Source organism: Rhizobium sp. AC44/96 (assembly GCF_001692185.1).
In the GTDB taxonomy this organism is placed as follows: Bacteria; Pseudomonadota; Alphaproteobacteria; order Rhizobiales; family Rhizobiaceae; genus Rhizobium.
The window spans coordinates 366,510-379,423 of the sequence record NZ_LXKO01000030.1 but is presented as its reverse complement, the minus strand read 5'-3'; the positions used below and the strand labels follow the sequence as shown (position 1 = coordinate 379,423).

General features: G+C 58.3%; 13 protein-coding genes. 6 read left to right on the top strand and 7 right to left on the bottom strand.

Annotated features, from left to right (window positions below; translation table 11 throughout):
* The first annotated feature begins 38 nt into the window (after positions 1-38).
* Positions 39-1,055, top strand: a complete 1,017-nt coding sequence (gene repB, locus A6U87_RS21500) for a plasmid partitioning protein RepB (protein ID WP_065693329.1) — start codon at positions 39-41, stop codon at positions 1,053-1,055.
* Positions 1,056-1,258: 203 nt separating this feature from the next.
* Entirely contained in the window at positions 1,259-2,470 is a 1,212-nt protein-coding gene (repC, locus tag A6U87_RS21495) for a plasmid replication protein RepC (protein ID WP_065693328.1), read from the top strand.
* A 123-nt stretch (positions 2,471-2,593) separates the two neighbouring features.
* Here the strand turns inward: repC and A6U87_RS21490 are convergent, their stop codons facing one another.
* From A6U87_RS21490 to A6U87_RS21480, 3 genes are all read right to left on the bottom strand, one after another.
* A complete protein-coding gene (locus tag A6U87_RS21490; RefSeq protein ID WP_065693327.1) occupies positions 2,594-4,603 on the bottom strand; it encodes a primary-amine oxidase in 2,010 nt (669 codons plus the stop codon).
* 71 nt (positions 4,604-4,674) lie between these two features.
* Entirely contained in the window at positions 4,675-4,857 is a 183-nt protein-coding gene (locus A6U87_RS21485) for a hypothetical protein (RefSeq protein ID WP_065693326.1), read from the bottom strand.
* A complete protein-coding gene (locus A6U87_RS21480; protein ID WP_065693325.1) occupies positions 4,854-6,299 on the bottom strand; it encodes an APC family permease in 1,446 nt (481 codons plus the stop codon). Before A6U87_RS21480 ends, A6U87_RS21485 begins: the two co-directional genes overlap by 4 nt.
* Positions 6,300-6,421: 122 nt before the next feature.
* Here A6U87_RS21480 and A6U87_RS21475 point away from each other — a divergent pair, with 122 nt between their 5' ends.
* Together A6U87_RS21475 and A6U87_RS21470 are read left to right on the top strand one after the other, a co-directional pair.
* The gene (locus A6U87_RS21475) at positions 6,422-7,438 is read left to right on the top strand and encodes an AraC family transcriptional regulator (protein WP_065693324.1); all 1,017 of its coding nucleotides are present in this window, start codon (positions 6,422-6,424) and stop codon (positions 7,436-7,438) included.
* A 196-nt stretch (positions 7,439-7,634) separates the two neighbouring features.
* The gene (locus tag A6U87_RS21470; protein ID WP_065693323.1) at positions 7,635-7,847 is read left to right on the top strand and encodes a hypothetical protein; all 213 of its coding nucleotides are present in this window, start codon (positions 7,635-7,637) and stop codon (positions 7,845-7,847) included.
* A 493-nt stretch (positions 7,848-8,340) separates the two neighbouring features.
* Here the strand turns inward: A6U87_RS21470 and msrA (A6U87_RS21465) are convergent, their stop codons facing one another.
* The 4 genes from msrA (A6U87_RS21465) to msrB (A6U87_RS21450) are packed head-to-tail and all read right to left on the bottom strand — an operon-like array spanning position 8,341 to position 10,578.
* Positions 8,341-8,850 carry a peptide-methionine (S)-S-oxide reductase MsrA gene (msrA, locus tag A6U87_RS21465; RefSeq protein WP_065693322.1) on the bottom strand — a complete coding sequence of 170 codons (510 nt, stop codon included), beginning with the start codon at positions 8,848-8,850 and terminating at the stop codon, positions 8,341-8,343.
* Complete coding sequence (msrB, locus tag A6U87_RS21460; RefSeq protein ID WP_065693321.1) at positions 8,847-9,296, bottom strand: peptide-methionine (R)-S-oxide reductase MsrB; 450 nt, start codon at positions 9,294-9,296, stop codon at positions 8,847-8,849. The genes msrA (A6U87_RS21465) and msrB (A6U87_RS21460) overlap by 4 nt, the downstream gene beginning before the upstream one ends.
* Before the next feature lie 27 nt (positions 9,297-9,323).
* Positions 9,324-10,037, bottom strand: a complete 714-nt coding sequence (gene msrA / locus A6U87_RS21455; protein ID WP_065693320.1) for a peptide-methionine (S)-S-oxide reductase MsrA — start codon at positions 10,035-10,037, stop codon at positions 9,324-9,326.
* Positions 10,038-10,083: 46 nt separating this feature from the next.
* On the bottom strand, positions 10,084-10,578 hold the full coding sequence (gene msrB / locus A6U87_RS21450; protein ID WP_065693319.1) for a peptide-methionine (R)-S-oxide reductase MsrB: 495 nt from the start codon (positions 10,576-10,578) through the stop codon (positions 10,084-10,086).
* A 621-nt stretch (positions 10,579-11,199) separates the two neighbouring features.
* On the opposite strand from msrB (A6U87_RS21450), the gene A6U87_RS30215 reads away from it, so the two are divergent.
* Both A6U87_RS30215 and repA read left to right on the top strand, forming a co-directional pair.
* Positions 11,200-11,346 carry a hypothetical protein gene (locus A6U87_RS30215; protein ID WP_198928738.1) on the top strand — a complete coding sequence of 49 codons (147 nt, stop codon included), beginning with the start codon at positions 11,200-11,202 and terminating at the stop codon, positions 11,344-11,346.
* 295 nt (positions 11,347-11,641) lie between these two features.
* A complete protein-coding gene (gene repA, locus A6U87_RS21445) occupies positions 11,642-12,871 on the top strand; it encodes a plasmid partitioning protein RepA (protein ID WP_065693393.1) in 1,230 nt (409 codons plus the stop codon).
* Positions 12,872-12,914 lie beyond the last annotated feature (43 nt).

Below are 12,914 nucleotides of genomic sequence, written 5' to 3'. Positions count from 1 at the left end.
GCACTTTCTTCGATAGGCCAGGCTGAAGGGATAACGGTGTGAACAAGCGGACACAATCAATCCGATCGATGTTTGCCGGGCAGTCCGACGGCGCTGACGCCGGCGAGCAGAAGCGACCGACGCTATCGCGGGTTACGTCAGGCGCAGTACGTTCGTTGAAGGACACATTTTCCGACGTCGAACGGGAGTACGAGGCGCTTCGGGCGCAGCTTGCTACCGGGCAGGTCGCGATCGAGATCGATCCGGCACTGATTGACCCCTCGCCTCTTGCGGACCGGTTCGTGGAACAGGACGCTGCTACCTTTGACGCCCTGAAAACATCCATCAGCGAACGTGGCCAGGAAATTCCTGTGCTCGTACGCCAGCACCCGACGATAGCTGGACGCTTCCAGAGCGCTTACGGTCATCGGCGTGTACGTGCGGCAAGAGAACTAGGACTGCCGGTCAAGGCCTATCTCCGGCCGCTCTCCGACGAAGACCTTGTCGTCGCACAAGGGCTGGAGAACTCGGCACGTGAAGACCTCAGTTTCATCGAGCGGGCGGTCTTTGCGGCGCGGTTGGAGGATGCGGGTTTTCAGAGGGCTCTGATCCAGACGGCACTTTCGGTCGACCGAGCAGAAGTATCGAAACTGATTGCCGTTTCCAGGGCCTTGTCGCGCGAGATCGTTGATGCGATCGGTCGTGCCCCCAAGATTGGCCGCGGCCGATGGCAGGCTTTGGCGGATGCTCTCAAGACGCCTGGCGCGTCGGTGCGCGTCGCGGCAGCGATGGCCTCGGCGAAGCTGGGGACGAAGGCAACTGACGACAGGTTCATCGCGGTTTTGTCCGCGGCCAATGCGGTCGAGGAAGACAAGGTCCCGGCGTCGAGCATGTCGGTCGTTTCCTTGTCGGGCGAGGAGATCGGTAAGGTTTCAATGACGAGCGCGCAGTGGCGACTATCCGTCAATCGCGCGAAGAACGACGGCTTTGCAGGATACCTGGCGGCAAAACTTCCCGCGCTTTACGACGCGTACAGGGAAGCTGAGCAGGCAGGTAGAGACGGCGCCGAACAGTAAGTTCGGTTATTCCAACACCTTGAACGGAGATATACCGGCAAAAGAAAAAAGGCCCCCCGAAACAGCGTCTCAGAAGGCCCTTTCTCGATCTTTGGCGATTTCGAGATTCGCACTTCCAAGAATCACAGTCAAGAGTCTCGCGTGAGATTCGACGCCTTTCCGGTGATCCCTATTTCTTTGCCTAGAAAAAGGTAGAGAAGAAAATGGAGAGATTAAGCGTTACGACGCCGTTTGGGCGGCGTTCGATGTCGCTTGCGCTTGTAAAACGACAGATCGAAGCCTCAGACATTGCCTTTGGTAAATCTGTGGACAAATGGAAGATCCATCGCGACGCATGCGACGCACGATCGCGGCTGGGGCTGCAGGATCGTGCATTGGCGGTCCTGAACGCTCTGTTGTCGTTTTATCCAAACGCGGAACTGTCCGGCGACAGCCCGATGGTGGTGTTCCCTTCGAACGCGCAGCTGACCAGCCGCTCGAATGGCATATCCGGCAGCACGCTGAGGCGTAGCCTTGCGGCACTCGTCGACGCGGGGTTGATTTCACGAAAAGATAGCCCAAACGGAAAGCGCTACGCCAGAAAGGGAAACCAGGGCGAGATCCAGGAGGCTTACGGGTTCAGTCTCGCACCGCTTCTGGCGCGCTCGGAAGAACTGGCGATGTTGGCGCAGGAAGTTGTCGCGGAGCAGCGGCGGTTCAAGGCTGCCAAGGAACGCGTCTCTCTCTGCCGCCGAGATATTCGCAAGCTGATCTCTGCTGCGATAGAGGAGGGGGCTGCCGGTGACTGGGCTCGCGTGGAAGATTACTACATTGCGATAGTGGGCCGTATTCCGCGCTCGCCGACGGTCACCGACCTCACGGAGATCGCTGAAGAACTGACGCTGCTTCACGACGAAGTCGTCAATATGCTGGAAAAGCAGGTAATTTCACAAGATATGACTGCCAATGATGGTCATTTTGATCGCCACAAACAGAATTCAAATACCGAATCCAGCAATGAACTTGAACCTAGCTCTGAAAAAGAGCAGGAGGCGAGATCGCTCAATCTGGATGACAGACCCAAGATGAAGGTTCAGGCATTTCCGTTGGAGATGGTCTTGAGGGCATGCCGGGACATCCGCGACTACGGGCCGGAGGGGGACATCAAGAATTGGCGCGATCTGATGATGGCGGCGGTTACCGTTCGATCGATGCTTGGGGTCAGCCCGTCGGCGTATGAAGAGGCTTGCGAGGTCATGGGACAGGCGACGGCCGCGTCCGTCATGGCGTGCATCTTCGAGAAGTCAGGCCACATCAATTCGCCGGGCGGCTATCTTCGCGATTTGACCGGTCGGGCGCGCAGAGGTGAGTTCTCGCTTGGACCGATGATCATGGCACTGATGCGTGGACACGGATCATCTGCTCAAGTCGCGTGAGGCTGTTTCGGTCGGCAGTTGTCCGCAGACAACGTGGTGATCGCACGATGAAACCAGAGACGGATTGCGAAAGTCGCTCGCCTCTGGTTTCAGATCGCTATTGGATGGCGGAGTCGTGCTCGGCTAACTGAAGTTGGATGATGCTACGGCTGAATGGCAGCAGGAATGGTTCGGATACCCCTCCCCCGCGGGATCACGGTTGTCCCTGCTGTGTGCATTCTTCTCGGCCGGCAGGTTCATGGCGATGTTGGCAGAGAAGAAGCCGTTTGGCTTTAAGGTGAAGCCAGCATATTCCACCGGCATGATCGGAAAATCTTCCGGCTTGCAAACATGCGTGTGGCCGAAGGAGTGCCAGAGGACCAGATCTGCATTTGCGATAGGCCGGTTCTGTTGCACATATTTGGGCAGGCCGTCGCCGCCGGCATGGACGTTGGGATAGTCGCCGCTGGCGTATTTTTCGGCGGCGTCAAAGGCGGTCACCCAGATGTGCTTTCTGGCGAAGCCGCCGCGCTGGGCGACCGTCGAACCAGGCTGCGCCAACATCAAAGGAGATGGCATGACGGAGAGCTTGTAGCCCGGCGCCTTGCCGACGCTGTTGGTAACATTCGGATTAGAGATCTTCCAATAGCGACCAGTTTCGCCATTGGCGACGGCAGGACTGTCCAGCTCGCGCTTCAGCGGGCGTGTGGTTGTGTCAAAAACATTGCCATACGGATTGTCGTCGCCCCACGGACGAGGGACGAATTCATGCTCGGTTACGGTGTTGCCTCCGCCGTCGACGTCCATGTGCAGACGGGCATTGAAGAAATGCTGGTGGGTCGGTCCGCCGAGATTGTCGTCGACCATGCCTCCCCACTGGTATGTCTCGCCTGGTGCGACCGCCGCAGTCTGGATGATACCGGTCAGTTTCGCTTCGAGCTGTATGGTGCCGTCCTGATAGAGATACCAATAGAAGCCGTAGTCGTAATTGCCGACCGTTGCGAAGAACGAGATGACCAAGCGACGAGAGCGACGGACTTCGAAGATATCGTTGCGGAACTCATAGTGCTTCCAGAGGATTCCGTAATCCTCTTCGTGCATGCAGATTGCGTTCTTCATCACCACCGGTTGGCCAAGGTCGTCTGCGGAGGGCACATCGAAATAGTGGATCTGACCGAGGCAATCACAGCCGAGCTCCAGGGAGTTGGCGAGCCGGCCGAGGCCGTATTCGCCGGCATCGAAGGCACTTTTCCAATAGTGATTGGCGGTCGGATCGGCGTAAGGCACGACCATCTCCGTGACGCTCGCCCGAAAAATGATAGGCCGCACCCTGCCCTCGTCAGCAATGCCGAGCTCGTGCAGCACCAGGCCTTCACGCGGAGTGAAGCCGACGCGGAAACTCCAATTCTGCCACTCGACCTTCCAGCCATCGACATGGAAACTCGGCCCGTCCGGCTGAACGATGTGCAGCGGTTTGACATCGTTGCGCGTTTCGGGAAACGCTTCGCGACCGTAGTTGCGTTTCTTCCTTGGAACCGGGATGATTTTCTCGTCGTCCACTAGGTCGACCACCGTATTGGAAATCAGGTCGACAACCGCGACCACGCCTTCGATCGGATGTGCGTATCCGTTGTCGCGAGGATCTTCGCGCCAGTAACTGACCGCCCGCACGATACGCCTCCCCTTCTCGAACTCTCGGCCAAAATAGCCCGACGAGAAGGGATCTATCTGGATCAGTGGAATGTCGTCGTCGGTAATCCCGCGCTTCTTGACGGCCGCAACCCAGCGCGGGTCCGATTTGACCGCGTCTTCGATGCGCATGAATTCTTCGAGCATGACCGGCGGCTGACCGTAGGGGGCGTGGTCGAGTGGAAGACGAACGAAACTTGCGACTTTTCCGGAACGCAAGTCGACGATCGCTTCATTGGTCTCGCCGGTTGTCACATCCATTGCAAGGAGGAAGGCAAGCCTTGGCAGGTTGGCGCCATTCCGGAAGGCGGCGAGATCCACCTTGGTCGGCTCTTCGAGCCGGATGATGGGGAAGCGTACGGTCTCCGAAAGCGCTTGCTGGTCCTTGAGCAAGGCAACCGCATGGGCAATTTCGGAAAGGCTGAGGGGATCGAGCGGGTGTGTTAACACGACTTGAGCGTCCATGGGAAAGTCCTCTTCATATTCCTTGGGCGATGCGCGCAAATGCGCATCGCGAGGCCGTCGGGTTGCGATGATCAGCGAAGATCGACCCGCGAGCAGATTTCAGTCGGCGCCATCTCGCTTCCGCTGTGAATGCAGAAGACGGCGCAAAGCAGATGCGCGTTGCTTGCGGCGAGAAAGGCGGTCGCGATCAACAGCGTCGCGAACGCGCCGGCAAGCAAGCGGTCGGGGCCCTTGAGGGAGATCGCGGTTGTCATTCGAACACCTTCCCCAGCGAGGCATAAAGTTCGGGACGTGTCCGGCTGAGCTGCTTTGCGAAGGCTGCGCCGAACAGGCCGACCAGGACAATGGCGTAGGGGAACGAGGCGACGATGATGCTGTCACTTCCCGAGAGCAATTGCAGATTGGAGATTACCAGCCACAGCGATCCAAGTAGGCCAACGAGGCCGATCGCCGGCGCAATGGTGGTCGTCCAGATTCCGTGGGACGAGGTATTCCTGCGAAAGAACAGGATGACCGCGACCGATACGAGCGCCTGCACGGCCAGGATGCCAATGACAGCCAGCGCCGACATCCAGGAGAAAACAACGGCATAGGGATCGGCACCTCCCAGCACGAAACCAAGCAGGATCACGGCTGCGATTGCACTTTGAACAAGCCCGGCGATATGTGGCGAGCCATGCTTTGCATGGACCTTGCCAAGGGCGCGAACCGCGAGGCCTTCACGCCCGAGTGCGAAGAAGTAGCGGTTGATGGTGTTATGGAAGGACAAGACGCAGGCAAAGAGGCTGGTGATCAGGAGCACATTCATGACCTGCACGGACCAGGCACCGAGCACTGATCCGGCGGCGTTGAAATAGAACGTCTCCAAGCTGCCTTCTGCCGTCTTCTGGACGACCGAGGGACCATAGAATTGCACGATCGCCCAGGTCGAGAAGGCATAAAACAGCGTGATCAGAAGTACGGCGACGTAAGTAGCGCGCGGGATTGTCTTCTCGGGGTTCTCAGCTTCCTCGGCGAAAATCGCGGTCGCCTCGAAACCGATGAAGGAGCCTATCACAAAGACCAGCGCGACGCCGAGGCCCGGGGTGAAGATCGAGGTTGGGGCAAACGAGGTGATCCCAAGACCTTCCGGACCACCACCTGTAAACAGGATTCCGAGATCCAGTAGTAGCAGGATGGCGATCTCCGCGATCATGCAAGCGCCGAGGATTGTTCCGCTGAATGCAACGTTGCGTTGACCAGATGTCAATACGACAATCAACGCGAGAAATGACCACGTCCACCACGGCAGATCGAGCCCGAGCGGCGCGATCGCCCCAGACATGAAGACACCGAACAGGGCGTAGATTGCGATCTGGACCGCGTTGTACGTGAGAAGCGCCATCAGGGCGCCGCCGACGCCGGCCGGTTTGCCGATACCTTGTGCAATGTAGGTGTAGAACGCCCCTGCCCCGCCGACATGACGGCTCATGGCGGTGAATCCGACAGAAAAAATGAGATAGAGGAGGCCCGCGAGCACAAATGCCCCGGGAACGCCGGCGCCGTTTCCAAAGGCGAAGGCCGCCGGCGATGCGCCGACCACTGCCGTCAGGGGCGCGGCGGCCGCAACTACAAAGAAGACAATATGGGCCAGCCCGACGGAATTCTTGGCCAGGCGCTCGGGCGCCGCGGCCGGCATGCTTGCTTCATAAGACATGGGAACCCCTCTTTTTTCTTGACGATTGCAAAGAAGGTAGCTGTCGCGCATTGGCCCAAGAATTGCAGGTTATGCCAGAGAATCGATAAATTGCGCCACGGCTGGTCGCGGAGGCACCCAAAATGGCAACTGCCCCGCATTTCATCAGCAGGATGCCTGCGATTGCTTCAATTCGGGCCTCGGTGCTCGGCGTCTTGGTTCAGCAACTCGACAAAAGGACAGGCAAGGCGGACATTTTGCTCGCCAGCCACGGGATGTTGCGGTCTCAGCTCAACGATCCCTATGCCGTCGTACCGATGGCGCGTTATGTCGCGCTGTTCGAAGAGGCTGCTGTGCTCATCGGCGAGCCGGCGTTTGGCGCTCGGATGGGAATGCTCTTCAAGCCGGCCGATATCGGCCCCATCGGCATGCTGTTTTCTCTGTCGCCGACGATCAGGCGCGCTTTCGAACGCATGTCGAAGTACGTCACATCAGTTCAGGGTGCCACGAGTTCCGGTCTATTCGAGGAGAACGGCGAGCTCGTCTGGAACTATGGTCTGATCGATCCTGCCATGTGGCCGCGTCGGCAGGACAGCGAGTACTCGCTGGCCGCCTCCTGCGAGTTGGTGAGATCTTGCTTCACGAGCAGTTGGAAGCCGTTGGAGGTTCATTTCGAGCATCAGGCACCTCGGGACGCTTCCCCGCTCCATAAAATTTTCCGAGCACCGGTGCTTTTTGGCCAATCCGGAAACAGGCTCGTGATTGCCAAGAAGGATGCCGACAGGATCTACCGACACGAGGATCGCAATCTGACTGCAATCCTCGAGCGTCATATCGCCGACCTGATCGAGGAGGCGGACTTTGAGCCGGATCTCCGGCAGAAGGTGCGGGCGCTCATTGCTATTTATCTCGGCCACAAGCCGATTACGCTTGACGTGATTTCAAGGGAGCTTGGCTTGTCGTCCCGCACACTCCAGCGGCGGTTGACTGAAGAAGGAGCGTCGTTGCGAGCCTTGGTTCGCGAACATCGACAAGCGATAACGCGGCTTCATCTCAGTAGTGATGTGAAGAAGGCGCAGATTGCAGACGCCTTGGGATACGCCGACAGCACGGTCCTGTGGCGCGCCCAGCGGGCGTGGAGCCGTGCGGGCGAAGAGTAGCTGGATGTCGGGGACAATAGTGGTCGAGGAACTGTTGTCTGCAGACAACAATCTGGAGGCCCTTTTCCTCGTCCGGCAGTGGATCCGTCTCAATTCGTGACAGCGCATACATAGATATTATTGAATATTAACGATAAAGAAGAGGGCCTGAGAGACTTCGCGTTGCAGCGTGTAAACCGGCAAGTGCAAGAATCGCTTGCATGAATCGCAAGGCGGCAAAATGAAAAATGACGGTGTTGACCTGCCATTTCTGGTCAAGGAATTTGATGTTTTCGCGGAGGAGCTCAGCAAGCTGCCTTCGTCAGTCGAGACGACGGCTTTGGAACTTCGATTTGCGCTTCTCAGGCAGATCGTCGAAGCGAAGTATCGGCGTCGGACGATAACGGAAATTAATCTCGACCCAAATTGAAGATGCACGCCATAACTCCGTGACGGCTATGAGGTCACTGCTGCGGCATTGACGGTTCTCTCGATACGCTCGACGAGGCGATCCTGTTATCGACAAACTCTTTGCAGACCGCTGAATACAAAAAAGCCTGCCGCGGGAGGAGGTGCGGCAGGCTTTCTTGAAATAACCGAACAACAGCTGGGAGGAGGAGTGCTGTTGTTCCACAGGCGCCCTTGGGAGGAGGAGAAGGTCGCCTGCAATTCGAAGCATTGCGGGAGGAGGTGCATCGCTTCGATGAATATACAGGATCTGAGCTCAAAAGGTAGGCAGAAATCTGCAGGTCAGCCATGCGTTATGCGCTGGGCGGGATGCTTAGGGCGCATCAGCGGAGCATGGGCGCAATATCATTGACCTCGGTCGTGAACGAAAGAGGCGCCCGATCGCCAGGCGCCTCCGCTATAATCCCCAAATGATCGTTTACCCGCTGGGATGGCTGTTCATTTGTCCCGCAGGGCTAGGCCGCGGCGTGGCGGCTTGGAAGCTTCCAACCGGGCCTGGCGAAATGGCACGTATATCCGTTGGGTATGCGCTCCAGATAATCCTGGTGCTCAGGTTCGGCCTGCCAGAAATCGCTCGCCGGCGTCACTTCGGTCACGACTTTTCCCGGCCAAAGACCGGAGGCATCGACGTCGGCGATCGTCTCTTCGGCAACGCGCTTCTGTTCGTCGCTCGTGTAGAAGATTGCGGAACGATAGCTTGCGCCCAGATCGTTCCCCTGTCGGTTCAGCGTCGACGGGTCATGAATCTGGAAGAAGAACTCGAGGAGATCACGGTAGCTGATCTTCGCAGGGTCGAAGATGATTTCGATCGCTTCGGCGTGATTGCCGTGGTTGCGATAGGTCGCATTCGGAACCTCGCCGCCGGTATACCCCACGCGGGTTGAGATGACGCCGTTATAGCGGCGGATGAGGTCCTGCATGCCCCAGAAGCAACCACCCGCGAGCACTGCACGTTCTGTTGTCATTGAACTTCCTCCACCTGGTTGAGATAGGCCCCATAGCCTTCAGCTTCCATCTTGTCACGATGGACGAAGCGCAGGGATGCCGAATTGATGCAATAGCGCAGGCCGCCCCTGTCGACGGGTCCGTCGGGGAACACGTGGCCCAGATGGCTGTCGCCATGAGCCGAGCGAACTTCGGTGCGCAACATGCCGTGCGAGCGGTCGGTCAGTTCGCTGACGTTCTGCACTTCGATCGGCTTGGTAAAGCTTGGCCATCCGCAACCGGATTCGTATTTGTCGGATGAGGCAAAGAGCGGCTCACCGGAGACGATATCGACATAGATCCCCGGTTCCTTGTTGTTGAGGTATTCGCCGGTTCCGGGCCGTTCCGTGCCGGCCTGCTGCGTCACACGGTACTGTTCCGGCGACAGCTTTGATATGGCCGCCGCGCTTTTGCTGTAAGGCTGCATTTGAGATCTCCTATCAATGACCTGCCATCAATCAGTGGAACCCCTGGCCGAGACCAGGACGGGCCTGGCGCGGTAATCCATCGGAAACAACTGCTTGAGGTTTGCGATCTTCGGCAAGTCGTTGATCACTATATAGGGATAGGTCGGGTTATTTGTCAGGAAGTCCTGGTGATAATTCTCCGCCGGGTAGAATGTTTTCCTGGGTTCGATCTTGGTGACGATCGGGCCATCGAAGACATGTGAATGATTGAGCTGGCTGATATAGGCCTTGGCGACGGCCGCCTGCTCCGGCGTCGTTGGAAAGATCGCCGAGCGATACTGCGTTCCCGTGTCAGGGCCTTGGCGGTTCAGTTCCGTCGGGTCATGCGCGACCGAAAAGTAGATCTGAAGCAGGTGGCCATAGCTCACTTTTGCTGGATCGAAAACAATCTCTACGGACTCGGCATGGCCGGTATCGCCGTTGCTCACGGTCTCATACTGGGCCGTATTCCTGTTGCCGCCAGCGTAGCCGGACTTCGCGCTGACAACGCCTTTGACATGCTGAAACACACCCTGAACGCCCCAGAAGCAGCCACCGGCGAAAATGGCGGTCTCTGTCTGCGTATTCTTCTGTTCGTCCTGTGTGGGGGCAGGAATGGTGTGTGCCTGTTCGGCTGATGAGGCTGTGACCTGGACACCGGCAGCGATGGCAAGCGCTATTGCTGTCGCGCATATGGCGAGTGCGGGGCAGCGACGAGGCATTGTGGTTTCCTTCTTCACGATGGGCTCCTTTCTACAAGCGCAAACGTTACGTGCCTGATGCCGGATGGAATTGCAGCGCAATACCGTTCAGGCAATATCGCAACCCCGTTGGCTTCGGGCCGTCATTGAAGACATGGCCGAGGTGGCCGCCGCAGCGCGAGCAATGGACAGCTTTGCGAACCATGCCAAACGACGTGTCGGCGGTGATGCCGACCGCCGCGCCGTCGAGGGGCGCCCAGAAGCTCGGCCAGCCTGTGCCGCTGTCGAACTTCGTCGCGGATGCGAATAGATCTCGGTTGCAGCCTGCGCAGGCGAACTTGCCCTTGCGGTGCTCGTCTAGCAGCGGACTGGTGAACGGCTGTTCGGTTTCACCCTCTCGCAGGACTGAATATTGCCCTGTGGTAAGCAGTTTGCGCCATTCCGCATCCGTATGCGTCACCGCAAAGGAGCTGTTGGCTTCCGCTGCGGGGCCGTTGAGCGATAGTCCTGCCACCACTGAAACGAGCGCGACGTTCCCGAGCAGAATGCGTCTCGTCAGCATTGTCTAGCCTCCCATTCGTGCATTGGGTCCGGTGCAGGCCGGTCTGACTGGATATACGTACGAAAGCTGCGCTTTGTTACAGGAGATGACGCAGAGTATTGAGCTGGAGCCAACTCGGACCACCAGAGGTTGCTGACATCGCCTATCGCAGTACGCTGAATCTCTGACGGTCAACGGCCTTACCGGAAGAAAATAGGGTAATTACTTCAGTCGGTGCGTCGAGGTGCTGCTTTCGCGGCTTAGCGGCCTCGTGTGCTGTAAGGCGGTTCTGGACGTCAGATGTTGCATGGTGGCCAAGTCTGACGGGATCCGCACAGAGACAGCGTCTGTGTTGATCCTCGCCCTGCCCTCCCCTGCAACGCTACCGATCTAGTGCGAGCCGTGGAGGCAGGATCGGAGAAACAATTTTCAGGCCGGCCTTGAAATATGGAAAGACTGCTGCCATATAGCCGCCACTACCCGTGTTGACAGCCTGCAGGTTCGGCCCTCGAGGTCGATCGCGTTTCGCTGTCCGGGAAAGAAAAGGCGCTCCCCGAAAGGGTCGAGCGCCTTTTTCGTTTTGAAGACTGCTGCTATGAGACAGACGGCTCTCAGAGCAATGGAACATAGTAGGTCGGTCAGATGAATAACAATGTCATTCAGTTCAGGAAGCCAACGCCGCCGAAGGCGCCGCGTCCTGGGCTTCGGAAGCTGCTGACGGTCCTCGGGATCGTGGCGGCGTTTGTGGTCGTCTGGCTCTATTTCAACTTCGCCGGCCGGCCCGTCTGATTCCCCTGCCCGCGCAGGAGTTGGTGCATTAGCTCGGATGAGCTGCGTAACTCTGGGCGGCTCGGATATTTTGGTAAGGCTCGCGGTTTGCTGTCGTCCCCTCGCCTGAGGCGTCAACAGCTGCTTACGACTGCCTACCAAGTAGCCTCTAGCCCGTCGCTCCCGACGATCGCGTCCGGCGACCGGCGCACTAAGGCCTTGTTAACCAGAAAAATCTTGCACGAATCGCGCATTTCCTTATCGTCACGGTTTAAACACCGAAACTGCATTTTATCCGTGACGAAAGTTTTTGACCGTGAACAAGATACTTCGATCTCCCAAGGCTGCCGCGCAAAAGACCGTGGACGAGGCCATCGGCGAGCATGCGTCGATCCTCAGTTCGCAGTTGCAGGCAATCAGTGAGGTCATCTTTTCGCCTGCGGCGAGCAAGCTGCTGCGGCGATTTACGTCGGGCGAAGCTGCAAAGCTGATGGGTATCTCCGACTCCACGCTGCGCAAGATGAGCTTGGCGGGTGACGGGCCGCAGCCCGAGGTGACCAGCAACGGCCGCCGGCTCTACTCCCTCGCCCAGATCAATGAACTGCGTCAGCGTCTGGCCGCCACAGCGCGCGGGCGCGACGCGCACGATTTTCTGCCGCGCCGTGGGCCGGATGATCACTTGCAGGTCCTTGCCGTCACGAATTTCAAGGGCGGATCCGGGAAGACGACGACATCGGTGCACCTCGCGCAATACCTGGCTTTGCAGGGGTATCGTGTGCTTGCGGTGGATCTCGATCCGCAGGCAAGTCTGTCCGCCCTCCTCGGAGTGCTGCCGGAGACGGACGTCGGCGCCAACGAAACGCTCTATGCCGCGATACGCTATGACGATGAGCGACGCCCGTTGAGCGATGTGGTTCGCCAGACCTACTTCAATGGCCTCGACCTCGTTCCGGGTAACCTGGAACTCATGGAGTTCGAGCATACGACACCACGGGCGCTGACCAGCGGGAAGAAGGAGGCCGATGAGATCTTCTTCATGCGCGTTGCCCGCGCGCTCGATGACGTTGCGGATCGTTACGACGTCGTGGTCATCGATTGCCCGCCGCAATTGGGTTACCTGACGCTGAGCGGGCTCTGCGCCGCGACATCCATGATCGTCACCGTGCATCCGCAGATGCTCGACATCGCATCCATGAGCCAGTTCCTGCTGATGACGCATGACCTGCTGGCTGTTGTGAGAGAGGCGGGCGGTGAGCTTCGTTATGATTTCATCCGCTATCTGCTGACGCGCTTTGAGCCTCAGGATGCGCCACAGACCAAGGTTGCCGCACTCCTGCGCAATCTGTTCGACGATAGCGTCATGACCAACCCGATGGTGAAATCCGCAGCGGTCTCGGACGCCGGGTTGACCAAACAAACCTTATACGAGGTTGGCCGAGAGAATTTGACCCGCACGACCTATGATCGCGCGATGGAGTCGCTGGACGCGGTCAACGCGGAAGTGGAGGGAATGATCAGAGCGGCGTGGGGGCGCAGCAAGCGATGAGAGGAGGGGCGTCCAAAAGTTGGGAGCTCCCAACATATCTCGC